At 37.1% G+C, this 23,932-nt stretch carries 37 protein-coding genes; 2 read left to right on the plus strand and 35 right to left on the minus strand.

What is annotated here, in order from left to right; genetic code table 11:
* Positions 1–308 precede the first annotated feature (308 nt).
* The 15 genes from ECA01S_RS12995 to ECA01S_RS13060 form a co-directional block, all read right to left on the minus strand.
* Complete coding sequence (locus ECA01S_RS12995) at positions 309–707, minus strand: TcpE family conjugal transfer membrane protein (protein ID WP_067396274.1); 399 nt, start codon at positions 705–707, stop codon at positions 309–311.
* Positions 653–967 carry a hypothetical protein gene (locus ECA01S_RS13000; RefSeq protein WP_010746389.1) on the minus strand — a complete coding sequence of 105 codons (315 nt, stop codon included), beginning with the start codon at positions 965–967 and terminating at the stop codon, positions 653–655. Before ECA01S_RS13000 ends, ECA01S_RS12995 begins: the two co-directional genes overlap by 55 nt.
* Positions 968–971: 4 nt before the next feature.
* Positions 972–1,904, minus strand: a complete 933-nt coding sequence (locus ECA01S_RS13005; RefSeq protein WP_245631226.1) for a conjugal transfer protein — start codon at positions 1,902–1,904, stop codon at positions 972–974.
* A 79-nt stretch (positions 1,905–1,983) separates the two neighbouring features.
* A complete protein-coding gene (locus ECA01S_RS13010; RefSeq protein WP_010746391.1) occupies positions 1,984–2,295 on the minus strand; it encodes a hypothetical protein in 312 nt (103 codons plus the stop codon).
* A 26-nt stretch (positions 2,296–2,321) separates the two neighbouring features.
* Positions 2,322–2,633, minus strand: a complete 312-nt coding sequence (locus ECA01S_RS13015; RefSeq protein WP_035016678.1) for a thioredoxin domain-containing protein — start codon at positions 2,631–2,633, stop codon at positions 2,322–2,324.
* Positions 2,634–2,697: 64 nt separating this feature from the next.
* Entirely contained in the window at positions 2,698–3,300 is a 603-nt protein-coding gene (locus ECA01S_RS13020; RefSeq protein ID WP_010746393.1) for a hypothetical protein, read from the minus strand.
* 5 nt (positions 3,301–3,305) lie between these two features.
* Positions 3,306–4,583, minus strand: a complete 1,278-nt coding sequence (locus tag ECA01S_RS13025) for a CHAP domain-containing protein (protein WP_010746394.1) — start codon at positions 4,581–4,583, stop codon at positions 3,306–3,308.
* A 9-nt stretch (positions 4,584–4,592) separates the two neighbouring features.
* Complete coding sequence (locus ECA01S_RS14220; protein ID WP_010746395.1) at positions 4,593–4,757, minus strand: hypothetical protein; 165 nt, start codon at positions 4,755–4,757, stop codon at positions 4,593–4,595.
* An 18-nt stretch (positions 4,758–4,775) separates the two neighbouring features.
* Complete coding sequence (locus ECA01S_RS13030) at positions 4,776–5,585, minus strand: LPXTG cell wall anchor domain-containing protein (protein WP_067396277.1); 810 nt, start codon at positions 5,583–5,585, stop codon at positions 4,776–4,778.
* A 31-nt stretch (positions 5,586–5,616) separates the two neighbouring features.
* Positions 5,617–6,528 carry a hypothetical protein gene (locus ECA01S_RS13035; RefSeq protein ID WP_067396280.1) on the minus strand — a complete coding sequence of 304 codons (912 nt, stop codon included), beginning with the start codon at positions 6,526–6,528 and terminating at the stop codon, positions 5,617–5,619.
* Between the two features lie 5 nt (positions 6,529–6,533).
* Complete coding sequence (locus ECA01S_RS13040; protein WP_067396283.1) at positions 6,534–6,803, minus strand: hypothetical protein; 270 nt, start codon at positions 6,801–6,803, stop codon at positions 6,534–6,536.
* Positions 6,804–6,826: 23 nt separating this feature from the next.
* Positions 6,827–7,177: a PrgU family protein gene (locus ECA01S_RS13045; RefSeq protein ID WP_010746399.1), complete on the minus strand. Its 351-nt coding sequence runs from the start codon at positions 7,175–7,177 to the stop codon at positions 6,827–6,829.
* A 69-nt stretch (positions 7,178–7,246) separates the two neighbouring features.
* Positions 7,247–10,717, minus strand: a complete 3,471-nt coding sequence (locus ECA01S_RS13050; RefSeq protein ID WP_217994740.1) for a SpaA isopeptide-forming pilin-related protein — start codon at positions 10,715–10,717, stop codon at positions 7,247–7,249.
* Between the two features lie 96 nt (positions 10,718–10,813).
* Complete coding sequence (locus ECA01S_RS13055; protein WP_067396286.1) at positions 10,814–11,653, minus strand: LysM peptidoglycan-binding domain-containing protein; 840 nt, start codon at positions 11,651–11,653, stop codon at positions 10,814–10,816.
* Positions 11,643–11,837, minus strand: coding sequence for a hypothetical protein (locus ECA01S_RS13060; protein WP_067396289.1), 195 nt, complete (start codon positions 11,835–11,837; stop codon positions 11,643–11,645). The genes ECA01S_RS13055 and ECA01S_RS13060 overlap by 11 nt, the downstream gene beginning before the upstream one ends.
* Before the next feature lie 132 nt (positions 11,838–11,969).
* On the opposite strand from ECA01S_RS13060, the gene ECA01S_RS13065 reads away from it, so the two are divergent.
* Entirely contained in the window at positions 11,970–12,413 is a 444-nt protein-coding gene (locus tag ECA01S_RS13065) for a hypothetical protein (RefSeq protein WP_067396291.1), read from the plus strand.
* 608 nt (positions 12,414–13,021) lie between these two features.
* On the opposite strand, the gene ECA01S_RS13070 is transcribed toward ECA01S_RS13065, so the two are convergent.
* The 3 genes from ECA01S_RS13070 to ECA01S_RS13080 form a co-directional block, all read right to left on the minus strand.
* Positions 13,022–13,351 carry a hypothetical protein gene (locus tag ECA01S_RS13070; RefSeq protein WP_211272018.1) on the minus strand — a complete coding sequence of 110 codons (330 nt, stop codon included), beginning with the start codon at positions 13,349–13,351 and terminating at the stop codon, positions 13,022–13,024.
* 222 nt (positions 13,352–13,573) lie between these two features.
* Positions 13,574–14,710, minus strand: coding sequence for an RNA-guided endonuclease InsQ/TnpB family protein (locus tag ECA01S_RS13075; RefSeq protein ID WP_067396296.1), 1,137 nt, complete (start codon positions 14,708–14,710; stop codon positions 13,574–13,576).
* Complete coding sequence (locus tag ECA01S_RS13080; RefSeq protein WP_067396298.1) at positions 14,673–15,314, minus strand: IS607 family transposase; 642 nt, start codon at positions 15,312–15,314, stop codon at positions 14,673–14,675. The genes ECA01S_RS13075 and ECA01S_RS13080 overlap by 38 nt, the downstream gene beginning before the upstream one ends.
* 636 nt (positions 15,315–15,950) lie before the next feature.
* Between ECA01S_RS13080 and ECA01S_RS13085 the strand changes: the two genes are divergently transcribed.
* Positions 15,951–16,238 (plus strand): helix-turn-helix domain-containing protein, encoded by a 288-nt coding sequence (locus tag ECA01S_RS13085; RefSeq protein WP_067396300.1) that lies wholly within the window; start codon positions 15,951–15,953, stop codon positions 16,236–16,238.
* A gap of 54 nt (positions 16,239–16,292) precedes the next feature.
* On the opposite strand, the gene ECA01S_RS13090 is transcribed toward ECA01S_RS13085, so the two are convergent.
* The 17 genes from ECA01S_RS13090 to ECA01S_RS14010 form a co-directional block, all read right to left on the minus strand.
* Positions 16,293–16,511 carry a hypothetical protein gene (locus ECA01S_RS13090; RefSeq protein WP_067396302.1) on the minus strand — a complete coding sequence of 73 codons (219 nt, stop codon included), beginning with the start codon at positions 16,509–16,511 and terminating at the stop codon, positions 16,293–16,295.
* 12 nt (positions 16,512–16,523) lie between these two features.
* Positions 16,524–16,889, minus strand: coding sequence for a hypothetical protein (locus ECA01S_RS13095; protein ID WP_067396305.1), 366 nt, complete (start codon positions 16,887–16,889; stop codon positions 16,524–16,526).
* 28 nt (positions 16,890–16,917) lie between these two features.
* Positions 16,918–17,169 (minus strand): DUF5839 family protein, encoded by a 252-nt coding sequence (locus tag ECA01S_RS13100; protein ID WP_217994741.1) that lies wholly within the window; start codon positions 17,167–17,169, stop codon positions 16,918–16,920.
* A 16-nt stretch (positions 17,170–17,185) separates the two neighbouring features.
* Complete coding sequence (locus tag ECA01S_RS13105; protein ID WP_067396308.1) at positions 17,186–18,211, minus strand: replication initiator protein A; 1,026 nt, start codon at positions 18,209–18,211, stop codon at positions 17,186–17,188.
* 378 nt (positions 18,212–18,589) lie between these two features.
* A complete protein-coding gene (locus ECA01S_RS13110) occupies positions 18,590–18,934 on the minus strand; it encodes a hypothetical protein (protein ID WP_067396311.1) in 345 nt (114 codons plus the stop codon).
* Positions 18,921–19,748 (minus strand): ParA family protein, encoded by an 828-nt coding sequence (locus ECA01S_RS13115; protein WP_067396314.1) that lies wholly within the window; start codon positions 19,746–19,748, stop codon positions 18,921–18,923. Before ECA01S_RS13115 ends, ECA01S_RS13110 begins: the two co-directional genes overlap by 14 nt.
* Before the next feature lie 64 nt (positions 19,749–19,812).
* On the minus strand, positions 19,813–20,367 hold the full coding sequence (locus ECA01S_RS13120; protein ID WP_067396317.1) for a recombinase family protein: 555 nt from the start codon (positions 20,365–20,367) through the stop codon (positions 19,813–19,815).
* Between the two features lie 8 nt (positions 20,368–20,375).
* On the minus strand, positions 20,376–20,687 hold the full coding sequence (locus ECA01S_RS13125) for a BRCT domain-containing protein (protein ID WP_071859003.1): 312 nt from the start codon (positions 20,685–20,687) through the stop codon (positions 20,376–20,378).
* Positions 20,688–20,850: 163 nt separating this feature from the next.
* Complete coding sequence (locus tag ECA01S_RS13130; RefSeq protein ID WP_000179848.1) at positions 20,851–21,138, minus strand: Txe/YoeB family addiction module toxin; 288 nt, start codon at positions 21,136–21,138, stop codon at positions 20,851–20,853.
* Between the two features lies 1 nt (position 21,139).
* Complete coding sequence (locus ECA01S_RS13135) at positions 21,140–21,388, minus strand: type II toxin-antitoxin system Phd/YefM family antitoxin (protein WP_000447966.1); 249 nt, start codon at positions 21,386–21,388, stop codon at positions 21,140–21,142.
* Positions 21,389–21,452: 64 nt separating this feature from the next.
* Entirely contained in the window at positions 21,453–21,584 is a 132-nt protein-coding gene (locus ECA01S_RS14740; protein WP_010746369.1) for a hypothetical protein, read from the minus strand.
* Positions 21,581–22,435, minus strand: coding sequence for a DNA/RNA non-specific endonuclease (locus tag ECA01S_RS13140; protein WP_010746370.1), 855 nt, complete (start codon positions 22,433–22,435; stop codon positions 21,581–21,583). The genes ECA01S_RS14740 and ECA01S_RS13140 overlap by 4 nt, the downstream gene beginning before the upstream one ends.
* 41 nt (positions 22,436–22,476) lie before the next feature.
* Positions 22,477–22,665 (minus strand): hypothetical protein, encoded by a 189-nt coding sequence (locus tag ECA01S_RS13145; protein ID WP_010746371.1) that lies wholly within the window; start codon positions 22,663–22,665, stop codon positions 22,477–22,479.
* A gap of 15 nt (positions 22,666–22,680) precedes the next feature.
* Positions 22,681–22,860: a hypothetical protein gene (locus ECA01S_RS13150; protein WP_010746372.1), complete on the minus strand. Its 180-nt coding sequence runs from the start codon at positions 22,858–22,860 to the stop codon at positions 22,681–22,683.
* Entirely contained in the window at positions 22,850–23,068 is a 219-nt protein-coding gene (locus ECA01S_RS13155) for a hypothetical protein (RefSeq protein WP_010746373.1), read from the minus strand. The genes ECA01S_RS13150 and ECA01S_RS13155 overlap by 11 nt, the downstream gene beginning before the upstream one ends.
* 110 nt (positions 23,069–23,178) lie before the next feature.
* Positions 23,179–23,676 (minus strand): DnaJ domain-containing protein, encoded by a 498-nt coding sequence (locus tag ECA01S_RS13160; RefSeq protein ID WP_010746374.1) that lies wholly within the window; start codon positions 23,674–23,676, stop codon positions 23,179–23,181.
* The gene (locus ECA01S_RS14010; RefSeq protein WP_157490302.1) at positions 23,673–23,846 is read right to left on the minus strand and encodes a hypothetical protein; all 174 of its coding nucleotides are present in this window, start codon (positions 23,844–23,846) and stop codon (positions 23,673–23,675) included. The genes ECA01S_RS13160 and ECA01S_RS14010 overlap by 4 nt, the downstream gene beginning before the upstream one ends.
* Positions 23,847–23,932 lie beyond the last annotated feature (86 nt).

The following is a 23,932-nucleotide window of genomic DNA, read 5'->3' on the forward strand; positions in this document are numbered from 1 at the left end:
TGTTTCTGTAAAAATAAAGTTCTCTGTCATTGCTTCCACTGGAAAAGCTAATCGAGGTTCCTTCTTTTTTAGTGCCACCCCATCACCTCATTTCTTCTGTTTGTTTCTTGTGAATGTTTCCCCATCTTGTACTGGAGTCAACATTGATTTTGGGTTCGGTTGTTCCTTACTTCTCCTGATACAATAAAATTTTCATTGCTTCCATAGAAAGCCAACACTGACTTATGGGGTCTCTCCTGAGTAGTACGTGGTGTTAAGAACCTTAACTTTTCTTTTCGAGAGACTTTTTCCATGTAAAACATATTTCTTCACTTCCTTTGTCTTTTGACTTGATAGGTGACTTTTTCATGAAAAAAAGGGACGAACAACTCATGCTCGTACCGCTTTTTTTTCTGTAGAACGTAGCTTCCTCGTCCTAGAATGTAATCAATAAAATTCTTGTTGTCCCACTTCAATGAAAAGAGCGTCCAAACAAGGACGCCCACGCTTGCAATCACGATTAACCAATAATTTGTAAAAAGGGATTGGATAAAGGACACTTTAGCAATAAAGCCTAATAACCAAATCAGCAAGGTTAGAAAGAGAAACACACCACCGACAACGAGATGTTCCAACCGTATGCCATTAGGTGCTAAAGGGATTGCATAGCCCTTTATGGAATAAATCTTGATAGGCTGCTTAAATTCTCTTGTATAGTTGTACTCCATACATCGATCCTTCCTTTCGGTGGTAGAATAACGCCTGCACTAGGGTTAAATACCTTATCCTTAATCCAATTCCCTATTTTTTCTGCATCAGACAACATTAAAATCAAAGCAATTAACACCAACACGCCTAGAACTGTACAAATCGTACGAGCGAATCCTTGTGTCACAAGTCCTACCACAATCAAAAATAAGGCAACAATCGCCAATAAAATAATCACTTGTTGGGATAAATTCTCCCAAATGGGTTTTAAATCAAACATCGTTTCACTCTCCATTCATTTTCGTCACATAATAACTTTCTTTGGTGGGTTTAATTTCTAACATAAAATTAGACGTTAATGGGTTCCTTTCATCAAAAGCGAACGTGTAAACGCCTTGAACGTAGTAATTGCCATTGTTTATTTTTAGCACTTGTTTTGGTTCGACATTCACTAATTCCGCCCTTCCGAGTCCTTGAACATTCGTAATCAAAGCTAACTTTTCATCATTAGACACATACAATTCAAAAAATCGTTGCGTAAACTCAGTGACTTTGTTTTTTTCTTCGTCTTTCACGTCACTTCCTTTTGGCGTAAAACGATTTTCTTGGTAGATACTCGTGTTTTTTTCTTCTGTTGTCGCAAGATTCGTAAATGATGGGCGGTCAATCAGTTTCATTTCTTGCCCTTCATAGCTCACTGGAAGAATCACTTGTACTTGCTGCCACGTATCACCTTCTGTAAAACGAACATCATAATATAAACGATACAGGGCTTCTTTTTCGTCAATCGTGTCCATCTTAATAAAACGAACGTTCCGAGCGATTCGGTCAACACTTGTCGTGCTAAAGCCTAAATCATTAGGATTCAAACCTGTTGCCAAAAAAGGTGCCAGCTGTTCTTCCCAATACTTTTTCCCATTGTCTTTGTGAGAAATCGTAAATAATCGGTCCGCTAACTTCATGCCCTCATAGCGTAATTGTTCGGTGTCCTTTAAGGCATTATTGACGTTTGTGACCAATTCCTCTTTGTTCACTTGCTTACTCATAGCAATTCTTGACAAGGTATCTACTCGACCAAAGGTCATTAAAACGACCACACACATCACCAAAAAGAAGCTAAAAAACATGAACGATACGACACTTTGTGCGGTTCGTGGCGCAAAGCGTATCGTTCGTGTACTTGGGTCTGGCTTTTTTTTTCGTTGAAACAATGCCACCCCTTTATTTTTTGACTGCCCTTTTTTTGCAACCTTTTTTTTACTCGTCACTGTTTGCGGATTGAATACGGGTTTTCGTTCAGTCATTTTCAAGAATTCCGTAGCGTTGAATCAGTACCGTTGGGACTTTATTTTCCACCACGACTTCATTCACCACGACGCTTGCCCCTTCTAAAAAAGCTAAGGCTTCTTTATATGCCCCTTTTGTCGTGTGAATGTGTTGGTGAATTTCTTCATAAAACAACCGAGCGCCTGCTTGGTACGCTTTGTTATGAATCCGCCACAAAACAAAAAGCGCTGCTTGAATCGCTGGACGTTGGTACGCATAGGTCGTTGCGATTGTTTCTTTCGGTTGTTCTCGTCGTTCTGACTGATTTATTTCTTCGTGCAATAGAACTCACTCCTTCGTATAGATTATTATTCTAGTAATTGTTGTATCTTCTCTGTGTCTGTCCCTGCGTATCTGCCTTTTGGCGTTACAATGGTCGGAACAGTTTCTAACTGATACTTGGCAATGTACCCTTTATTTTTTGGTTGATTTAAATTAATAAACAACAGATTATCATTGGCTAAATTTTCCTTGTACAATTCGGGGAAAATCTTTTGACAATCGGAACAATCATCTTTGTAGAATACAAGCGCCCGTTCTTCATTTGTGGCAATCGTTACAACGCTTCGGTCAAGTTCTTGTCGCTGAATGGCTTGATTTGTCTGTATTGTAGAAACCACAAGCCAAAAAATTCCTAGCAGAAAACAAGTGCCTATTCCTAAAAGAAAATGAACCCTTCTACCTTTAAGGAACATGGATTTCACCTAAATTCTTAACAGAAGTAAATTGTTTGGCTGTAGGGTCAAACGATACTTTATACATAAAGGTGCCTTTTTGCGCGTTGCTACCAGCAATCGTTACGGAATATTCAACCATGACTAACGCTTTGATTTCCTGCTTTTCAGACGCCATTAAATAGATTTCTGGCTCTCTTTCTAAACGTGAAACCGTTGTGACAGAAGGGGTGATTGTATCTGCGTCTTTTGGGAAAAGCCCATTTAATGCTTGTTGGTTCGCAAATGTGCTAGCTTGTTCCTTTCTTGCTTTGACACTTTCTTTTTCACGGTCTGAATGATAGTCAAAAACAGCTGAAAACAGGTGACTGGTGGCAGTAATCAGTCCTTCGTTGTTTGTTTCTTTTGGTGCGGTTTCTGTTTGCTTAGAAAATTTTTCTAAACGTTGTTCATTCTCAACAAGCGTTTCTTTTTGCTTAGCTAACTCTTGTTGGTACCGTTGAATTTCCCTTCCCTGTTCTTGCCTTTCAGACACCACCCAAAAGCCACCTAAAACAAGTATGACCAACAATACGGGACATAGAATTTTGCTAATAAAATCATAGTTGCCCATAGACACTATCCTCCTTTTCCTTGAATGAATTCCGTTTGTGCGACCGTTTCTTTGTTAATCACTCGCCAAGAACGTGTCCCAGAACCACTACTTACGACATTGGTTTCACTAACCAACATACTACCGTCTGGATTGACATATTCCACTACTGCAATATGTCCATAAGGGGGCGTAGACCCAGCTAAACCGCCATAGAAACTAGCAGCCCAACCAACAGTAGGCTTCCCTTTTACAACGGTGTACCCTTTTGTTCGTGCCGTAGCTCCCCAAGAACCACCATTCCCACCGTCACCTGAAAACCACTCAATTGGGCGTCCAATTTGTGCCATTCGATTAAAAGCACCCCACGTGCATTGTCCAAATGGATAACTGTTTCCTGCATAATTTTTATTATCGGGTGGTGGCAGGGTTAATTTCCCTTTATATTCCGCTGGAACATCTAATGTTGGTGCGGAATTTTCTCCCGTGACCTGTTCCGACGTATCAGAAACCACAACACAATTACTAGATTGACCGTTTGCTTGTTCTCCGTTGTTCTTAGGTAGGTTATCAAGAATACTAGGTATTTCGTCTCTTTTCTTGTAGGGTGCAGCTCCGTATTTTTGAATCGCTTCTTGGTCTAACCATTGAAACTTTCTACCTAAATTGTTGTAGGTTGTTGTTAGTTTCATAAGATAGGTTGGGTCAGTCGCCCAACCACCCTGATAAATAGCCGTGAGCGTTCCTAAGCCATCAGTATTATTGATAGCTCCTGTGTAAAGACTTTGGTGTGCCATAAACTCCGCTTTGCCGACAATGCCTGCATTATAATCTTTAAACCACGTGTAAGCACCGCCTGTGTTATCACCGACGTTTGTTCCCGCTTTTGTTCCTGTAATGTCAACAGAATCACGTCCAAATGTAGCCAAAGTGAGTGGAAAATCATTAATTTTAGACGTTTTTACCCCGCCCATGTTGTGTGCTTGCCAAAATGACGTTCCCGAAGGATTCGTAAAGTTAAAGCCATTTTCTACCATGGTTTGCGCAATGCTGGCAGACGGTAAAAAGCCGCCTGCTTTCCACGAAAGAATGTAGGCGTCTTTATGACTTTTTACAAATTCATCAATCGATTGTGGAACAGTGGTTCCGTCAGCTGGGTTGTCCATACTAGGTGTAATACAATCTGAGTTATTACTCATTGACCCCCCACTAATCATTAATATGGTCAAAAAGACACTACCTACTAACAAGAAAAAGGGGAGTAAAAAAAGAAAACAGCCACAGACGAGTTTTTTCTTAATCATGCAACCGCCTCACTTAAAAAGCATTGTTAAAAATATTCCTACAGCTGTTGAAGCACTTAGAACGGTGAGTGAAAAAACGAAAAAAAATCTCTTTTTTGTGTAATCTTTATTGAGTAAACGATAAAAAAAGAATGCTGCTAAAACACACAGCACCATAGCAACTAAAACTAACACGTTAACTCCCCCTTTTCTTTAATCATTGTTCATTGATTGACGTTTTTTAAAGAAGACAAAACCAGATACTAGTGATAAGATACCGCCTGCGGTAGATAAAAAGACATTCATTTCTTCCCCTGTTTTTGGCAATACTTTTAACTTCCCATCATTCCCTTTTACTTCAACGTTTCCACTAGGCAACACTTTAAAATCTGATTGAATGGGTTTCAATCCCTCTTCTGTTTGTTTTAGTGGTGTACCATCAAGAACGGCAACAATTGATTCCCCGTTTGCCGTTGTAATAGGTGTGTTGGGTGTTGGTACATGGGTGATTTCATTGACATTACTCGTTTCAATGGGTACGGTTGGCTGCTGACTAGTATTCCCACCATGACTAATTTCTCCGTTTGGTGTCACAACGACATCTACTGGTTTGTCAGGCTGTGTGGGTTTCGCTGGTTTTTCAGGCTCCGTTGGTTTACTTGGTTCTACTGGCTTTTCAGGTTCAACAGGTTTACTTGGTTCCGTTGGTTTTTCGGGTTCACTCGGCTCTGTTGGCGTTGTTGGCTCTGTTGGGTCAACAGGTTTTTCAGGTTCACTTGGTTCTGTTGGTTCCACTGGTTCTGTTGGTTCTGTTGGTGTGACAGGTGGTTCAACGGGATCAACAGGTGGGTCGACAGGCGTTGTTGGTTCCGTCGGGTCAACGGGCGTACTAGGGTCTGTCGGCACTTCAATTGGTGGCGTACTTGAATCAGTAGGGACTAATTCGTCTGCAAATACTGTGGTTCCAACTGAACCGAATAAAAGGGTTGCACTAAATAAACTGGTTAAAATCATTTTTTTCATGAAAATTCCTCCTAAAATTAAAATTTTGGGTTTATTGATTGATTTCAAAAGATTCTTCTTTGGGTACTGTCATTACTCTGTATTGTTTCTCTTCTTCCTTAATTGAAAATGTCACTTTCTGAGTAGTTGTTTTTTCTTGGTTATTTTGTAGGTTAATCACGTAAGAAACCTGCCAAGTTGAACCATCACGTTTGACTTCCCAAGGCAAAATACTTTTGATTTTTTCTTCTGTTCCTCGAAACTCTTTCAATGTTTCTTTGTCAACAAAACGCTTGATTTTCTCTTGTACTTTGTCATCTTCTTTTGTTCCTGTGTAATAATTAGATAAAAAGAAGCGGCTGAATGTATCAATTTTGGCTTGTTGTTGGACTTGTTTTTCCAAGTTGTTCAATTGTTCGCTCACTTCACTTGGAATCTTAGGTTCTGATTGAACAGATTTTCCAAGATAAAATCCCCCCAGTAGTAAAAAAAATAGAAACATGACTTTAAGAAACGTCGCAAATTTGACAATCATTCTTCCCTCTGTGTAAGGAACTTGAATGATTTTTTCCTTACTAGCTGCGTTTTTCTCTGTGTTCGTTTCCGTCTTTCTTTTTTTTGTTCCTTGTGTTCGCTTATCTTTAGGTAAACTTTTTTCAAATAATGCAAGAAATGCTCTTGCGTCTTCAGAATCAACCTCCTCATTATCCCGTACAGGTGCTTGAATGGCTTCGACAATCGTTTGACCCTCTACAGGCAATGTTAATGTCGCTTCAAGCGTCGCTAAATCTTGGTTTTTCTCGTTATAAATACAATAATCAATCACTACTTGTTGATGGATTGCCAAAAGCTCTCGACTGGTCTCTTCTAATAACGGAATTCCTTGTACCAAAGGAAGCCGTTGTTTCATTGGTAAATCAACGACTGACCGATTTTGTTCCTCCGTTGAAAATTCAATCCACATGTTTATCACCCTTCCACAGGTGCAAGTTCTTCAACATAAACCACTTTTAACGGTTTATTGCTCGAAAATTTAATACGATACTCGGTGTCTTGTAGTGATAAAATAAAGCCGTCTTCTATCCCTTCTACAAAGTACGTATACTCATTGGCTTTCACATGAAAATGATTTTGAATGGCTCTATTTTGCTGCATTTCTACCCACTTAGGAAAACCGGCAAGCTGGTAACCCCCAACGCCACCTACAACAAGTAGAAAGATTCCTGATAAAATAATCATTCGATTTCCTCCTTTATATTCGTTTATTTTGAATTGAAAATACGTTCGTACTCTGCTTTTGTAATTGGCGTTTCAATGTAAAAAACAGGTGCGTCATATTTTCCACTAAACGAACGACGATAGGTTGTTTTTTCTGTAGCTACTTTGACATTGAACGTCCGATTATTTCGTATAATTTTGATTGTATCGACTTCATGAATATTCTTTGGTGTAATAATGTTGTTTACTCTTGCTTCTAGTGTTTTGGCTTTTTTCAGTTTGACGTACAATAATTGTCCTTTGCCGCCACGCCATTGCAAAGCAAGGTCTTTCTCTTGGATTGCGATTTCTCTCATAACGTCAAACCTTTCTTGTCTTAGTAAAGTTGCTTCCATATTTTTCCGTCCTTTTCCTAGAATAAAAAAGAACGCCAACTTATTATTAGTCAGCGTTCTTTTTAGTTCTTATGCTTTGCGTTTCTTGTAAACGATAACTCCTAGAGTAACAAGTACAAATACGCCTAACATTGTCATCACGATTGACAATGTTGTTTGTTCGCCCGTTTTAGGTAACATTGCACTGGTTTTCACTTCTTTTCGTGTTTCAGGTGTATTCGGTACATGTGGTTTTTCAGGTGTTGGCACTTTAACAAAATTCACGGTTTGTTCTTCACTTGTTAAGTCAACGTTGTGTTTCGCCACTTCTTCAAATTCGATTTCGTTACTTGGTTTTTCTTCGTCAGGTTCAACTTGAGCTTCTAACCATTCCGCAAAGCTTAACCCTTTTCCTTCAAGTTTGCTTCCGTCAACCAAAAATTCAAATAAAAATTCTAAGGTTTCCTTGTCGGCTTTGAAGATTTTTTCAGCACTAGTGCCATCTAATTTCACGCCATCAGGTGTGATATAGCCTTGTACCAGCAATTTGTACATTTGCCCAACAATTAAGTCGTTCAATTGTACCCATTCCTTCACTTTCTGATTTGGTAGAGCTTGTAATTGTTTTTCGCCGTTTTGACCTGTTGCTTTTGTATGAATCGTAGGGTTAACAATACGTATTGTTTGACCTTTGTCGTGAATGTCGGTGTGAGAAGCGACTAAACGTCCGTCACGATACACATTTTCAAATACGACTGTCTCTTTTCCTGCTAATGCGCTGGCGTCAAAGACAAAATCTAAAGCAATCGTTCCATCAGGATTTTCCGCAACAAATACTTTAGTTGCGATAACTTCTTTTCCATTAACCAACAAAGGCACGTCTTTTCCTGCTTGAATAGACGCTTCTTTATCCATTAACACGCCATTGACAGTATACGTTTTTCCTACAATCAAATTGCTATATTTGACAACGTCTGTAATGGTTACTCTGCTTAGTGGGTTTACTTTTTGTTGGTTTGTGTATTTCCCCATAGCTGTTGTACCGATTTTTGGTGGAATGCGTTTGTTTTCCACTTCCAATGCAATCGCAGTACCGTCTTTATCAACGGTTACGGTAAATGGTACGTCTTTATCTAATGCTTGGTAACCTGCCAATGGTTTGACTTCTTTAAACCAGTAATCACCGACTAATAAATCATTGACCTTGATCTTGCCATCTACATCCGTTTTGAATGTGCCGACAAACGTTGTCTTTCCTGTTTCATCTTTTTTGTACAAGTCAAATTCAACACCAGCAATCGCTGTTTTTTGGTCAAAATTGGTTGTGGTGTCGTATTTAAACACTTCCACATTCGCTTTGGCCAATCGGTTCGCAAAATTGATTACTTGAATCGTATCTGTATCGCTTGTCACTGAAAAGACATAGGGTGTAGGGTTTAAGACATATTTTTCAGGTGCTTTGATTTCTCGCAACTCGTAACGGTCTTTTCCGTATTTTAAGGTATCCGTTGTAACAAAGTACCCTTTCTCATTCGTTGTGAATACGTCTGAAAGCTCTGTATCGTTCGGTAATGCCATTGACACATAGCCACCTTTACCATTGTTTGCTAATTTATCCCAAATTTTGAATTGAGTACCCGCTAAGGCAATGGTTTTCCCTGTTTCTTGGTCTACTTTAACTACTTTTAATTTTTGTTCAATGATTTTATCTTCTAAAACATAGTTGATTGTTTGACCGTCTTTTTCAATTGTGACAGCAAACGGTTGAATTAATTTGTACCCTTCCATTCCTTTTGTTTCAGAAATTTCGTAGTCATCATAAGCAAGACCTTTAAACTCAAAGTAGCCATTTTTATCCGTTGTTGTTTTGACTACTTTACCTGTTGTTTTAGATTTTGCTTGTAACTCAACACCAGCTAATTTTGGTTTAATATCAGAATTTGTTGTTGCGACTAATTCTTTGTTTCCAACTTTGTAACCATTAATGTTTCCTTTGATAACACGGTCTTTAGCAGTAATTACCGCTGTTTCTCCAGCAGGTACAGATACAAAAAGTTTGTCCGTTGATAACGTGTACCCTTTAGGCGCTTGGATTTCTTGGAAGTAGTACTTGATTGGGTCTAAGTCTTTTACTTCTGCTTGGACTTTGCCATTTACATTTTTTAAGGTGACTTCGGCAACTTTTGTTCCATCTTCTTTGTACAAACCATATTTAGCGCCTTCTAAAGTCGCTTTTCCTTGGGCTTTATTTCTTGTTTCAGTATCTTCTTTAACGATTTTGACATTTCCATTTTTAATTACTTGTAAAGTTAACCAGCTATCTAACGGGTCAAAAGGTTTTAGCACCCCAATTTTTTGGGCATTACCGCTTGTATAAACTAAAGGTGTACCAACAATTGTAATTCTATCTAAATGAATTGTCGCATTATCTGGTGCATTTTTATCAGCTGTAACAATTAATTTATTACCTTCAATTTTTGCATTTACACCCGAAGGGGTACGGATACCTTTAACATTGCTTAACGTGTTATTCGTATCTACAAAAACACCTTTTTCACCAACTTTAATTGGTTTCTTTTGTTTGTGGAAGGACGCTCGTTGTTCAGCTTCTTTTACTGATTTCAAAATATCAGCTTTTCTAGCTTCGTAATTTAACCCATCGTAAATAGTATGGTACTTCGCACCTAGCAGTTCCCAAATGAGCATTTGTGTAGCAATATATTGCTCGTCAGATTGGTCTTTATTTGCAATATAACCAAAATGAGAAATCATAGTTAATTTATTCCGTAAAGCTTGGTCTTTAAATAAAGTATCAAGATTTGCTCCAGTATGAACAGCTCCTATCGCAGCCTCTTTATTCGGTTCAAGACAGAAAGCAACTTCTCCATTAACATAGAACTTTGCCCATCTATCCATTGTGAAGTTTTCACGGTCTTTTGCGGAGTAGACAATCCAGTTAATCCCTTTATCAATCCACTTTACATCTAATTTTTGTTGTGGCAAGGCTTGTCTTTTTGCTCTTGACTTAACAACTTCTTTTTTATCTGTAGTCGCTTTTGCTGGTTTTACAACTTCCTTACTTTCTACTGTCGGTTCAGCAGGTTGCTCAGCTTCTTTACTGCCTACAACCGGCTTAGTAGGTTGCTCAACTTCCTTACTTTCTACTGCCGGCTCAGCGGGTTTTTCAGTTTCTTTACTGTCTACAGTCGGTTCAGCTGGTTTTTCAGCTTCCTTACTTTCTACTGTCGGTTCTGTTGGAATTATTGGACTATCAGCAGCATTTTGTTCTTCACCGATCGTCGCATCGATATTTTGTTTTTCATTTCCAGTAACAGGAATTTCTTGTGTTGGCTCTGTAGTTGCTTGTTCAGCTGGTTTTTCGCTAATAGCTGGTTCCTGCTGAATAACTACTTGTTCATTGCTTACTTGGGTCGTTTGTTGTGCTGAATCAGTTGTTTCAGCAGCGTTTACTAATGCATTCCCACCAAATAGGAACATATTCGCAAACAACACAAGCATCATTCCCTTTAGAAATGAATACAATCTTTTTTTACTATTCATGTCTAAATCTCCTTTTCTCTTTATTTTGTGGCACAAAAAAAAGAAGACATGAAGCAAATGTCTTCTTTTTTAACTATTTCTTATTTTAAACTCACATTAATTTTTATCTGGGTTATAGAAATCTACCGTCCATTGTCCCAATTGTTCATACTCTTTATTTACTAATTCAATTCCAGAAAATCCATAACCAAACCATTTGCTTTTTTCATCACGAATTTGTGATTCTCCGTAGGAAATTGCTTCAGCTTGACTATTGAACGTCATTCCACTATTTCCTAAATTGATAGGTGTTGTGTCTTTTTCAGGTGTAACAGGTTTTTCAGGTTCTGTTGGTTCTACTGGCTTTTCAGGTTCCGTTGGTTTGCTTGGTTCAGTAGGTTCCACTGGCGTTGTTGGTTCTGTTGGTGCCACAGGCGTTTCAGTTTGACCTGTATCCCCATTTTCAGAAGGTGTTGTTGCTGGTGTCCCATCTTGGTTGCCAGTTTGTGGTTGTGCTGGTGCAATCGTTTGTCCATTATTTTGTGGCGTTTGCGCTTGGTTTCCGTTGACAGGTTCTCCTGCTGGTTTAGAAGCGTCTACTTTATCCTTATCTTGAATAACTGATTGACTGACTACTTGACCATTGCTTTCTTTAACGGTTGCCACATTACCTTCAAAGCTAATGACACGTCCAACTGGTAAGCGGTACTGTTCCCCAGCACTTAAGTTAATCCCGTTGATTTCAGCTAATTTGACATGGTTTACATTAATTTTTTGTCCAATCGCCCATAACGTATCTCCAAGTTTCATCGTGTATTCTTTTTGTCCGTTGACAATTTGAATTTGGTCAGGCGTGTTGGCTTTCCATTCTGCTGCATTTGCTTCATGGCCAGCAATTACAACCCCACCTAATGCAATGCTTGATACAATTAACCCTTTTACAATGCTACTTTTCATTTTTTCCTTCCTCACTTTCAGTTTTTAGTCTTTTTAATTCTTCTTTGAACAATTCCTCAGTAACAAGCCCTTGTGTCAATTTTCCAACATATGTCTTTTTTTGCTTCCATAACTCGACAATTTCCTTCAAATCATCTATTGCTTCGGGATTGACGGTTATTGTCCGCATTTTTTTTCTTTGCATAAATGCTCCCTTCTTTCATCTTACAAACATAGTTTAGCACATAAATAGTTGTATCGCAACTGTTTTGCAACTATTTTCAAAAAATCTTTTTTTTGTTATATTTAGATAAGATAAATGAAAAGGAGACATCTCATGACAACTAGAAAAAAAGTGATAGGCGGTATTTTAGGAAGTGTTGTTGTATTTCTTTTAGTTGCAATCGCCTTCTCCCTTCAAGGAAAACCAACGATAACCAAAGAAAGTAAGCCAAGCAGCAGTCCTTCTGTTTCAGTAGAATCAAAAGAAGAGTCAAAAACAGACACGACTTTGCCGACACGTGCTGACCTAAAAAAACAACTCGGCGCAGCTTATGAGGACTTAGGCAGCTGCCAAATCATTACTGTTTTTTATGAAGACAAGAATCAAGCAACATTGGAAAATAAACAAGGTATACAGGTTCAATCGTCCCTTTCTCTTGATAATGAAACAGAGTTAACGTTCACGTTAAAAGACGTTGAACCGCCTATCAAGGGTCTTAAGGTGGGCGACACCGTCTCATTGGTTCGGGCCAACGAAAAACTTTACGCTTACCAGTAACATCAGGTGACCGACATTTTCGCTTCATACTACCGCCTACTTTCTTTGGTTATTCAGTTTTCAAGGTGCTATAAAAGATTTTTTTTGCGCACGAAAAACACTCTTATTTACTAATTTTGGTGCGTCAGTTTTTGTTTCGCAGGGTTTCTAGCAATCGTAACCCCAAACTCACAGGAAACGAACACAAGCTCTTCCGTCTTGTATTCTGAGCAGAATACGCTCTCTCATATTTCATGTGGTAATTGTACTCAACGTCCGGTACGTCCATATGAGGTCATGGCGTCTCTCCATGTAATGTGCCGATTCACTGGCTCAGCCGTCTCTAAACGACGGCGTCCATGTTCTAACCCCTGTCCCTTAGTAGGCACGCTGATAAACAGGGCAGTAGCTGACTTCTACTGACTATCCAATTATTCTACTTAGCAATGGCTTTCTTGTGGTTGTCTCATTTGGCTTTATCACCAACTGGATTTTTTACTTTTCGTCCGCCGTACGCCAACGGTAAACCTTTGGACTACTCGTTCCACCTTACTGACAATCACCTTTCGGTTTTTTAGTTTGGCTTTGCTAATGAAAATTAGCAAATAAGAATGTTTTTCGTCCTTTCGTTACGGCATATGCAAGGAAATATGGCTGTAAATTTCTTGAGCGCTTGCTGGTTGTTTTCGGCTACACTCACCTTTGCCTGTTGTTAGCAATTCTGAGTGCTTGTTAAGGCGTTGAGCTATAATTATTCCATTTTTGTCATAAAGTCGCTCTATGCGCCCGAAAATGGCTTCTACGGACGTTTTAGAATGTTCCTTCGTGTATTTCCGCCCGTCTCGATACCAACTCGTACAAAATAAAACATCATTCCCTAAAATCTTGATTTTAGGTTTCCCTTTGCCGTTCAGTCCGAATAAATGCGCTTGTGTCCCAAATTCTTTCACTTCTTCCATTGTGATTTTTACTCCCTTATCCAACACTACACCGTTGCCAAAAATCTATAAATATTTCTAACCAACTATAAAAGTTGTCAGATTTATGTTTATTTCCTGTTTCTACGTGTCCGATTTTGCCACTTGCTCGCTACTCTCGTTTGCTATAACACTCCGCAGGCGTTAATTCGGATACAACGAATCCTACATATCTACGTTTCTGTTTCAGTAGAAGCTCGTAGATTACGCACTATAACTAGCTAAATTCAGACTTGCATTATAATCTCTATCCGCTGTATATCCACATTTATCACAATGGTACGTGCGGTCTGATAATTTTAAGTCTACTTTTTTATGCCCACATTCATGGCATAACTTAGAACTCGGATAGAACTTATCTGCTTCCACTAATTCAATGCCATAGTCCTCACACTTGTATTGAAGTTGACGTTTGAACTCATAGAATTTTTGTTGAGCAACTGATTTAGCTAAGTGCTTATTTTTCATCATTCCTTTTACATTCAACGTTTCTACAACGATTCTTGATGGTTTGGTTTTCACTATCTCTGTTGTCGTTTGATGTAAGTGATTCTGACGAATATTCGCTAGTTTTCGATGTGTATGCCGAATTTCCTTTTCTAATTTATAGATGTTACACGTTTTGACAAATCGGTTTCCCTCCTTATTCATATCGTATTTTCGAGAGACGTTGCGTTGTAACCGGCGTAAGCGTTTCTCGATTTTTCTTACTTTTCCTGTTTTGTTAATGTTTTTGTAGACTTTTCCATTAGAAACAATGGCTAAGTCTTTGATGCCAAGGTCAATTCCCAGTATCTCACCTGTTAAGTTCTGCACTGGTTTTTCTTCCTCAATACCAACTGAAACATACCAATACTTGCCATCAAAACTGATTCGTGGATTGGAATACTTCGTATTCATCGGTAGTTGCTCGCTTGTTTTTACCCAACCGATTTTTTCAAGTAAAACTGATTTTGACTTCACTTTCAGCTTGATGTTGTCATTATAAAAAGCTGGTTTCGACTTCTTTCTTGACTTAAATCGTGGCTTTTCAGCCTTTAAACGACTTTTGCCTGTCATACCATCAAACCATTTTTTGTAGGCATCACAAGCATCTTTTACTGCCTGTTTGGCAATATTATTAGATACTTGATTCAACCACGAATACTTTGGACGTTTCTTCATTTTTGTGATGTGCTTACGCAAATCATTATTATTGATAAACTTTCCACCGAACCGATGGTTCAATTCTTGAATTTTCAACGTCCAGTTAAAAATCCATCGAGAAGTCCCAGCTGATTGCCATAATTGTTTTTCTTGTTCCTCAGTCGGGCGTAGTCTTACTTTCTTGGCTCGTATCATCTTCCATCAACTCCTTAATCATCTTCTTAGCTTTATTCGCTCGTTTTCCTTGTAATCGGCAACTAAAAACCGTGACAATCTGAATTAAGTCTTCGACTAATTCCTGTTCTTCTGTCTTTTCTGTGTTGTCAATGATTTCTATTTCTGTCCCATATTTATTACAAAGATTTTCAATAAGTTCATAACCGAAACGGATTAAGCGATCTTTATGTAGAATCACTACCTTGTCTATTTCTCCATTGGTAATTCTATCGATTAGTTGGTTTAATCCTTTTTTATTGTAGTTGATTCCACTACCGATATCTTGAATGATATCGAATTGATATCCTCGTGCAATCATATAAGTTTTGACGTTCTCTATCTGACGTTGTAGGTCATCTTTTTGTTTATTTGAACTTACTCTACAATAACCAATGGTTATTTTCTTTGGTTTCTTTCTTCCAGCGATTCCTAAGAATTGATTTCGTTGTTCTTCAGAATAATAACGAGTACCACCTTGAGAAACGTGAGCGGGCTTTAATTCCCCTTTTTTATCCCAGTTTCTCAACGTTTGTGGTGTTACACCTATCTGTTTTCCAAATTCACCTATCGAATACATAGTCATAATCTTCACCTCAAAATGATTATACCATATATCGATATTTAGAATGATATTTTTATAGATATTTATATATTCAAGTTAACTGTTGTTACCCCCCTGTCAAATTTTATTCAAAAACAAACAAAAAAGGGAGACACACCGTTTGCTTGGTGTGTCTCCCCAAATGCCATAGTTTAGACCTCAACGTTCTCTCACTAAGAAAATATATGTTAATTACGATATAATTTTCTTTTCAGTTTGAGTAAAACATGCTAAAATGTACCGTTGTGGTGCAAACTACAACACAGGGAGCCAGTGCAAACCGTGTAGGGCTATCTACATGGAGTTTTGCGGCAATGTTTCGACGACGCTATAAAGAGCGGGAACTCTTTATATGCCGAGAAACATTGTTACATGGCTTCCTTTTTTGTTTATCTTTGAACAAGACAAACAAAATTTTTTATATTTACACCCACTCAAAAGCGAACAGGTGTTTGCTTATGGTTTTATACTAGCAAATTCTAAAATTTATTTCAAGTATTTGTCTGCATTTTAGCATTATTCTTTCTATAACGCAACAAATACATTTGTTAGCACAATGAGATTTATCTAAAGAAAAACGATAATTGAACATAAGCAACCTATAGGAGGTGTTTATGTTTGAGAAATACATTTGTTGAAGACAGAAATATACCTGAAGATAATTTGTCAGATATTTTGGTAAAACTTGGAATGAAAATCAAACTAGCTCGAGTAGAAAGAAAACTTTCAGTGCTTCAATTATCACAAATTTGCGGAATTTCTGACAGTCATTTAAGCCATATTGAGAATGGGAAAGTTAAAGCACCAAGTGTCAATCTTTATTTAAAAATTTTTTATGGATTAAACGTGAAACCTAGTGAATTTTTTGGTATTTTAGACGAGTTACCTCCATTTGATTCTATGTAAAAAAGCGTAAGGATTGACTTCCTTACGCTTTTTGTCGAGTATTGTTTAACTTGTTTAGTTCTTCTGCTGTTGCTTCTCGAACCGTTGGCTGCTGCTCTTTAATTCTTTTATTGCAACTGTACTTTCAGATAAGCTCTTGTCTAAAACCTCACTGTCTGTAAAGTTTGCTACTTTTCCTTTACTATCAAGATACTTTTTCAATAAAACATGCGTGTACCTTATGCTATCTTTTCCTGCGCTAAGGATTATTCTAACAGCTTGTTCATCTTCCATTTATTTATCCTCCTATTTCTGTTCATCTGGTAAAAAAACAACTTTAAAAAAGAACACAAACTCAAACAACCCTAAAACAATTAATGGTAAAATATACCAATTACACATTGCATGAAAACTAAATTTTTCATTAAAAGCTTCTTGAACTGTAATTGGGTATTGAGATATGTCAAAATAACTCATTGGCAAAATGCTGTGTGTTGTTATTAATGCAACAACTTGTCCGTAAATCCAAGTTGTTAAAGCAATAGTAATACCATAAAAAAGAAGAAATATTGGAGACTTGAATAATATTCTTATTGCTAATGAAGATAACCACATAATGTAGTAGAACGGTTTGATAAAGAGTAGGCGAAAAATCAAAAAGAATCTATTCATCATGTATGCCCCCTTTACTTTATGATAACTATTTTTTAAATTCTTGGATTTTCGAGATACTTGCATATTTTTTACCAGTTTCACGATAATCTTCTTGAAAAACTTTAGTGACTAAAACTATTTGTTTTTTGTTTCCACGAACCACTGAATTCATTTGAATGTTTTTGCCTTGAAGCGCTTCAGGAATGTGCCAGTAATATTTTTTAGCTTTTGGTTTATATAATAATTCTCCGTCTACAGGAAATAAATGAATGCCTTCGATTGTATTATTTGCTGTCATTTTTTTCGTCTCCTCGCTAATTATTTTCGTTTGGTTCTAACCAGTTGTGCAAAAGAATAGGTGATCTGTTGCTGTCATTTGGTTTTTCCCATGCTTGCATTTGTAGTATGCAATTTTCAAAGGTGGTACAAAAAGCCCCGAACATGTAATTGTCACGATTCTTAATCTTGTGGTCGGTCTTAATTTTATGATACACCTTGCGTAAAGTGGTCTCTATTTCCTCTTGCCAATCTTCTGCAACTAAGGTGCGGTCATATTTTTTTTCTTGTTTATTTTTTGCTCGAATAATAATGCCAACTGTTTTATGCGCTTCCTGAATAGTCTGGCTGAATAATGCAATCAAATCTAAACAACGTTTATCTAAAAATGATTGGTCTTGTGTTTCTGAAAAAGACTGCAATAATTCTCGATTTTGTAAATCTTCTTTTTTCGTATCTTTTACTGTATCTTTATATGTATCTATATATTCTTTATATAGATATAGTAAAGAATTTTTACTTCCGCTTGTACCAAGGGTTTGAGGGTCGTTTTTCGGAAGTAAAGAATTTTTACTTCCGCTTGTACCAAGGGTTTGAGGGTCGTTTTTCGGAAGTAAAGAATTTTTACTTCCGCTTGTACCAAGGGTTTGAGGGTCGTTTTTCTCGGTGCTGCCTCTTAAATAAACATCTGTAGCATTAACTTCTAGTTCTGCAAGATATAGGCGGTTTGGCTCATTTTTTTTGGTTTTATTGTTAAATCCCATTCTTTTTTGAAACAATAAACCTATGTCTTCCAGTTCTTTTTTTATTTTTACTATTTTAGGTTTAGAGCAGTTTAGTAGCTCTTCCAGTTCAGAATTAGTGTAGATAAAATAAACGTTGTCATCTTCGTCTACCCAATTATTTCGTAACGAATACTCCAATCTATCCTTTAAAATCATGTATGCTATTTTGGCGTCATTAGAAATCTTTTTGTATTTGCTTCCGTACATTAATACTTTTGGAAATTGGAAATATAATTCCCCATATACACTTTTAGATTTTATAAATTGAAATTCTGACATATAAAAAGCCTCTTTTCTTATCCCAATCTAATGTCAGGAAAGAGGTTGAAATTATATTGTTGAGTGAGCCATATCATGTATGCTATAATAATTGCAAAGCAACACCCAATATAATATTTTTCCCTTTCCCGCCTGTTGCAGGTGTGAAGTTTATAGTCGCCAAACTGCAAAACTTCACACTCACGTGTGGGATTTTTTTATTTGTACATATAGGATACAAGATAAATTAACTGTTGTAAATTGCTTTAAATAAGCATTTTTAGTAACGCATAACACATAACACATAACATTGTGTTATGTGTTACTAAGCTTTTTCGGAGCAATTATTCTAGCTATTTGCTAAAATGTTAAATATTAAATGTTATATGTTATTAACATTTACAACTTAACTATTTTTAATTCAATTAAAGATTCTAATTTTTTCCAAACTTCTTTTTGTTCAGCTTTGTCTAATGATTTTAAGTATAACTCTAACCCCTGTTGAACTATTGAATAAAACTCTTTATTTTGTGTCACTGATATTGCTTTTATTAAGGCATGAGTTTCTTTGTGTAATCTCACATTTTGACCGTTTTTCAGCTCAGAATTTGGGTGTAAGATTTTGTTTTGAAAAGATTTTGACGATACATCTTCTTTCTTACTTGTAAGATATTGATTATCGCTACTATTTTTTGGAACAGCCTGAGTTGGTTTTCTGCTAAATATATCTTTACTGGTTGACATTGTTTTCGTCCTCCCCAATTCTATCAATTAATTCATTTGTAACCTTGTTATACAGCAAATGGACATTCTTATCATGAGCGTCATTAAGATTATTAGTTACCCCTGTCCAATCAAATCGTTTAATTCTTCGTAGCTGTTTAATAGGGTGTTCAAAGATATTCTCAGCTCCAAACTCTTCTTTTGCCTGATTAATAATTTGTTCATCATATTCAGAATTATTTTCCATTAAAACTGGTAATATTCCTAGCGCTTTTACGTCTAGTTTATAAGTGTCTCTTAATTGCGATAAATAGTTAGCATATCTGACTGCTTTTCTATAAGATTTCATTTGTGTTTGCAAAACGATCAATATATAGTCACTAGCAACTATTGCAGAATCTGTGTAAATATTTATTGTTGGCGGTACATCTATAATAATGTAATCGTAGTTTGATTTAATATCGTCTAAAATTGATTTAAGAAAGAAGTCTTTTTCTTTTTTTGATTTAAGATTATCATCTAAAAAATCTTGGTAATTCACCAAATCAGTATCAGAAGGAATTAGATCCCAATTTTCTGTAACATGAATAATCGATTTTTTTGGTTGCCCACTTTTAATTGCTCCATAGAAAGTGAATTCAAATTTATCCGATATATTTTGCTTATAAACAAACTCCATCGTTGTAAAAACTAAATCAGTAGCGTCAGCTTGCATATCAAAATCAAGTAAACAAGTTTTATAACCTTTACTTGCTAATGTGTAGCTAAGTAATACAGCATTCGTGGTTTTACCTACACCGCCTTTTAAATTTCCAGTAGTAATAATTTTCGCCATGTTAGTCACTCCTTGTGTTAATTGTTATGTGTTAATAACATTTTAACATTTAACATTTAACATTTCAAGCGTTGGTGTTTAAATTTCTATAGATAGTTGCACGACTAACCCCTGTCATTGCTTGAATCTCTTTAAAGGAATACTCGTTTGAATGGTAGAGTTTCAAGGCACGTTCTAAGTCTGCTGGATTGGTTTTCGGACGTCCACCTTTTCGTCCTCTTGCTCTAGCACTCGCTAGCCCCTCATTGGTTCGCTGGACGATAAGGTCTCGCTCAAACTGACTAAAGGCTTGAAAAACGGTCATCATCAACGTTCCCTGTGGCGTTGTTGTATCAAAGTTTTCTTTTAGAGAAAGAACAGAAATGTTTTGTTCTTGAAAGTAGTTGATTAGTTCAATTAAATCTTTTGTCGAACGTCCTAGGCGAGAAAAACTTTCTACGATAATCATATCTCCTGCACGTGCCTTATCTTTTAGTCGATTCAATTCAGGTCTGTTTGCTTTCGTTCCTGATAGTTTTTCCGTGAGAATTTCATCACAATTTTGTTCGTTCAATAAATCTAATTGCCGTGTTAAATCTTGTCCTTTTGTACTTACTCGTGCATAGCCAAAACGTTTCATTGCTTCGTTCACTCCAAATTGTTTTTGATTTGTTGCAGCTGTTCAATGGCTACCGCATAGAACGCTGCTTCGGATAAAATGAGAAGGTCTTGTCCCTGTTCAATCAATTCACGTGCGGTTTGTTCTTTGTTCGTATACGTTGAATGTTCAAATAATGATTTTGTGTAGTGACCACAAACGAGTATATCGGTTTGTTTGGTCACGGTGGACTGACAATGTCCATGCAAGGAATAGACTAGCCCTTGTGCTTGTTTCCTGTTCATGGTTAGCAGCGTACCTGTGAAAACGACGGTTTTATTTTTGAACGACAAGTTTCTCACTCCATTCTTTGGTTTGTCCTTTTTATTGTATCACAAACGGGAGTATATGAGACGTTGAAATTGAGACGGGTTATGAGAAAAGAGGAACCCTTAGTTTAAAGGATTCCTCTTTTTTATTGATTGTTTCTTTTTGAAGTCTCACAAACCGTCGTTTTTGATACGGCTACTTTGGCATTCCTTTTTCATAATGTGACCATGCACTCCAAACTTTTACCAAATGTTTTTCTTTTTCTATTGTGTAAACAACTCTGTGTTTGCTGTTAATTCTCATAGAAAAGATTTGTTTGTTTCGAGGACTTAATTTTTCTCTACTTCTAATATTTTCATATGGATTTTTTTTAAGAATACCGATAATATCCTCGTAATCAGAGATTAAACCAGTTGCTTTTAGTAAAGGTAGTTGCTTCTTTAATACATCTTTATGCACTTTTACTTGCCAATCAGTAGCCATATTAAACTACCTCAAAATCATCATCTTTTTCGTTTTCCATTAGATTAAACACATAGTCCAATGTACCAGTTCTTTGCAAGTAGAGTTCTTCTTGTAGGGTCTCCCACTCTCTTTTAGAAATCATGATAATTCCATCATTCAAGCCGTTTTTTGAATTCATAGTAATTTCTATTTCAGAATTTGAATTAGCTACTTCTTTCAACACTTTAAACATATCTTTTCTTAAATTTGTTGGAGTAATAGTTTCCAAACCGAACACCTCTTTCTTTTTTTATATGTACATTATAACGTACATGTAAAAAGAAGTCAAGTATCTATCCCCCGTTCTTTTCAAGAACATGCGCCACATACAGGCTATCAATACTAGCCATTGGGAGTTTTTCTAGTTCTTCATAAGTGAAGTCACTGTTTCGTACAATCAAACTTATTTTTTCTTCTTTGGTCATAATTCCCAACTCACTTTCATTGTTCGATCGATTTTACTTGTGCCATCTTCATAGTGAAACACGACGTTTGGCTGCACGTTGTACTCATAGATATTAAAATTAAGTGTACCTGCACTGTCAATGGCTTGCAACCAGTAGCCCCGTGGCATTCGTTCATTTCCTCTAAAAACGGTCACTATTTGATACACGACTTTATTTCCGTTGGTTTTTTGCGCTTCTCGAACCAACTTCTCGTAGGTTGTCTGAACTTTTTGATTCGAAAAAGCGGTCTGTGTGGCAAGATTTTTCGGGTTGTCTTGGCTCCCTAATTCTCCTTTTTTAAAGTTTCCCTCTGGTTCAAAGTTAAAACTAGACGTATAAGCAAGCAAATGTCCTCGGTTGACAATTTCTTTTCCATCAACCTGTTTTTGGTGCCAGCCTGTCGGTTGCCATACTTGCCGTTCTCGCCCTTCGGAACGTCCTAGATTTTGTTTATCAAGGTAAGCAGTAACAACTGTGGTGCGGTTCAATGGGTCTAAATCGCCATAAATCACCTTGTTTTCTTGCCACTGGGAAATATCCAGTGTAGACTGCCCATTATTTACGTTTAAAACGGCATTATCGCCACTATGAAAGTCTAAAGCAGCTAATTGGTCGTATTGTTGCTGGTCAATGCTTGTGGTAGCTGTTCCATGGTTTTCTCGCTGTTTTTGTTCGTTTTTACTATCTAACGGATTGCGTACCGTTTGAACGGTTTTATCTGATTGTAAATGTGCGAACCAAGTATTGATTTCTTGCTTATTTCCTAGTCCTAGCCCCACAAGCAAAATCGTAAGGAAGCAGCTTAGCCGCTGTTTTTGTTTCTTCGTCATATTCGTTTCCTCCTTCATCATGAAAAGTGTAGACACTTTATTTATGAGTGCCGACACTTTTTTAATCCCACATCAAAATGGGCTTGTTCATGCGCAATCAATACGTCCAAACCATGGGCAAGAATTTTGCTCTCTGAAAGGACGTACTTTTTGGCTAGTGCAGTTAATGCCACTTGCTGTTTTGGGGTCAATGTAGCGACTACTCGTTTATTTTCTTTTTTTATAGTCATTGTCCTGCTCCTTCTTTAAAACCAAAAGTAGCGAAATAAGAGCCAGCCAACCACAAGAATCACACCAGACAAAAGTAGGCGTATCCCTTTTTTAACCAATCGACGCAAGCGACCAAAAAAGAAGGAACGGAGTAAACCAGCGCCAAACGTAGAATAAAAAAGCGGAAAAAGCAATGCCAATAAATCATTTTTCATTTTTGAATCCCTCCTGTTGTCGTCTTCTTTTTACTGCTTGTTTCTCTTTATACGCATACCCTCTATACGCATTGGGCTTTGATTTATAGCCATAGCCTTGGGCGTCGTCTAAAATTTCCCCTGTGTCCATTTGAACAATCACAAATCGAGGGTCATAGTGCTTGGATAAGGTTTCAGAAGCAACGGCTTTTATATTTTTTCCAATCATGTGATACACTCCCTTCTCTCGTAAGGACAGCAGGGGGGGCTGTTCTTACGAGGGGTTTTCTTGTATTTTCTTGTTTTTTAGTCTATACTCAACGTGTAAATTAATTTTTTTCAGTTTTGAAGTCCTGTAGTGAGGGCTTCTTTTTTTGTGTCCACTTTTTGGGAGCCGTACATTTCACGAAGGGTGTTCATATCGTAATGTTTCCGACTACGTTTTTTGTAGTCACTTGGCGCTTTATACCATGCGTATTTTTTAGGTGAATAACGAAATGCTAGGGCTTTTATATCGTCCTTATATGGTTTGGTATTCCCCGTTAGCCAGATAAACGTTCCCACGATTTCAATTGCGACACCGTCCATTTTTAGGGCAAATAAGCGGTTTAATATGTCTTTGAATTGTTCGGGCGTTTCAGTCGTTTCTTTTGTATAGGTTTCGCCGTCTTTGTTCTTATGGGTGTTTTTCAGCTTGCTAAACAATTCATCATATTCATTGTTCAGTTGCGCCATTTCTTCATTGCTACCGCCACAATCGGGGTGTAATTTCAATGCTAGTTTTTTATAGGCTTTCTTTAATTCTTCAAGGGTTGATACCTGTTGAATGTAGGTCATTTTTTATCAGCGCCTTTCTTTCTTAGTTGTTCCATTCTCTTGTAAGCATTCTCATAGCCTCTGAAAATACCAAAGTCAGAAGCTAATTTCCTTTTTTTTCGCACTTTATAATAGATACCGTTGTTGTCTAAAAAATTCCGAATGACTATTTTCTCAATCATATAAGACATTTTACCGTCCCTCTTTTCGGTTTTGCGTCGCTTTTAAAATTAAATCGGGCGTTTTTAGACGATAATCTGCGTCCTTAGTTGTCATG

The sequence above is a fragment of the Enterococcus canis NBRC 100695 genome, assembly GCF_001544375.1.
Taxonomy (GTDB): domain Bacteria; phylum Bacillota; class Bacilli; order Lactobacillales; family Enterococcaceae; genus Enterococcus_H; species Enterococcus_H canis.

Excerpts from the sequence above, each read along its gene's own strand:
- ECA01S_RS13025 (WP_010746394.1), bottom strand. The coding sequence starts at position 4,583 with ATGATTAAGAAAAAACTCGTCTGTGGCTGTTTTCTTTTTTTACTCCCC.
- ECA01S_RS13120 (WP_067396317.1), bottom strand. The coding sequence starts at position 20,367 with ATGAAACGTTTTGGCTATGCACGAGTAAGTACAAAAGGACAAGATTTA.
- ECA01S_RS12995 (WP_067396274.1), bottom strand. The coding sequence starts at position 707 with ATGGAGTACAACTATACAAGAGAATTTAAGCAGCCTATCAAGATTTAT.
- ECA01S_RS13060 (WP_067396289.1), bottom strand. The coding sequence starts at position 11,837 with ATGCAAAGAAAAAAAATGCGGACAATAACCGTCAATCCCGAAGCAATA.
- ECA01S_RS14740 (WP_010746369.1), bottom strand. The coding sequence starts at position 21,584 with ATGACCAAAGAAGAAAAAATAAGTTTGATTGTACGAAACAGTGACTTC.
- ECA01S_RS14010 (WP_157490302.1), bottom strand. The coding sequence starts at position 23,846 with ATGTCTTATATGATTGAGAAAATAGTCATTCGGAATTTTTTAGACAAC.
- ECA01S_RS13080 (WP_067396298.1), bottom strand. The coding sequence starts at position 15,314 with ATGACTATGTATTCGATAGGTGAATTTGGAAAACAGATAGGTGTAACA.
- ECA01S_RS13020 (WP_010746393.1), bottom strand. The coding sequence starts at position 3,300 with ATGGGCAACTATGATTTTATTAGCAAAATTCTATGTCCCGTATTGTTG.
- ECA01S_RS13110 (WP_067396311.1), bottom strand. The coding sequence starts at position 18,934 with ATGTCAACCAGTAAAGATATATTTAGCAGAAAACCAACTCAGGCTGTT.
- ECA01S_RS13095 (WP_067396305.1), bottom strand. The coding sequence starts at position 16,889 with ATGAATAGATTCTTTTTGATTTTTCGCCTACTCTTTATCAAACCGTTC.
- ECA01S_RS13130 (WP_000179848.1), bottom strand. The coding sequence starts at position 21,138 with ATGGCTACTGATTGGCAAGTAAAAGTGCATAAAGATGTATTAAAGAAG.
- ECA01S_RS13100 (WP_217994741.1), bottom strand. The coding sequence starts at position 17,169 with ATGACAGCAAATAATACAATCGAAGGCATTCATTTATTTCCTGTAGAC.
- ECA01S_RS13075 (WP_067396296.1), bottom strand. The coding sequence starts at position 14,710 with ATGATACGAGCCAAGAAAGTAAGACTACGCCCGACTGAGGAACAAGAA.
- ECA01S_RS13035 (WP_067396280.1), bottom strand. The coding sequence starts at position 6,528 with ATGTGGATTGAATTTTCAACGGAGGAACAAAATCGGTCAGTCGTTGAT.
- ECA01S_RS13140 (WP_010746370.1), bottom strand. The coding sequence starts at position 22,435 with ATGACGAAGAAACAAAAACAGCGGCTAAGCTGCTTCCTTACGATTTTG.
- ECA01S_RS13070 (WP_211272018.1), bottom strand. The coding sequence starts at position 13,351 with ATGGAAGAAGTGAAAGAATTTGGGACACAAGCGCATTTATTCGGACTG.
- ECA01S_RS13050 (WP_217994740.1), bottom strand. The coding sequence starts at position 10,717 with ATGAATAGTAAAAAAAGATTGTATTCATTTCTAAAGGGAATGATGCTT.
- ECA01S_RS13065 (WP_067396291.1), top strand. The coding sequence starts at position 11,970 with ATGACAACTAGAAAAAAAGTGATAGGCGGTATTTTAGGAAGTGTTGTT.
- ECA01S_RS13115 (WP_067396314.1), bottom strand. The coding sequence starts at position 19,748 with ATGGCGAAAATTATTACTACTGGAAATTTAAAAGGCGGTGTAGGTAAA.
- ECA01S_RS13150 (WP_010746372.1), bottom strand. The coding sequence starts at position 22,860 with ATGAAAAATGATTTATTGGCATTGCTTTTTCCGCTTTTTTATTCTACG.
- ECA01S_RS13145 (WP_010746371.1), bottom strand. The coding sequence starts at position 22,665 with ATGACTATAAAAAAAGAAAATAAACGAGTAGTCGCTACATTGACCCCA.
- ECA01S_RS13055 (WP_067396286.1), bottom strand. The coding sequence starts at position 11,653 with ATGAAAAGTAGCATTGTAAAAGGGTTAATTGTATCAAGCATTGCATTA.
- ECA01S_RS13030 (WP_067396277.1), bottom strand. The coding sequence starts at position 5,585 with ATGAAAAAAATGATTTTAACCAGTTTATTTAGTGCAACCCTTTTATTC.
- ECA01S_RS13155 (WP_010746373.1), bottom strand. The coding sequence starts at position 23,068 with ATGATTGGAAAAAATATAAAAGCCGTTGCTTCTGAAACCTTATCCAAG.
- ECA01S_RS13045 (WP_010746399.1), bottom strand. The coding sequence starts at position 7,177 with ATGGAAGCAACTTTACTAAGACAAGAAAGGTTTGACGTTATGAGAGAA.
- ECA01S_RS13105 (WP_067396308.1), bottom strand. The coding sequence starts at position 18,211 with ATGTCAGAATTTCAATTTATAAAATCTAAAAGTGTATATGGGGAATTA.
- ECA01S_RS13090 (WP_067396302.1), bottom strand. The coding sequence starts at position 16,511 with ATGGAAGATGAACAAGCTGTTAGAATAATCCTTAGCGCAGGAAAAGAT.
- ECA01S_RS13160 (WP_010746374.1), bottom strand. The coding sequence starts at position 23,676 with ATGACCTACATTCAACAGGTATCAACCCTTGAAGAATTAAAGAAAGCC.
- ECA01S_RS13000 (WP_010746389.1), bottom strand. The coding sequence starts at position 967 with ATGTTTGATTTAAAACCCATTTGGGAGAATTTATCCCAACAAGTGATT.
- ECA01S_RS13040 (WP_067396283.1), bottom strand. The coding sequence starts at position 6,803 with ATGATTATTTTATCAGGAATCTTTCTACTTGTTGTAGGTGGCGTTGGG.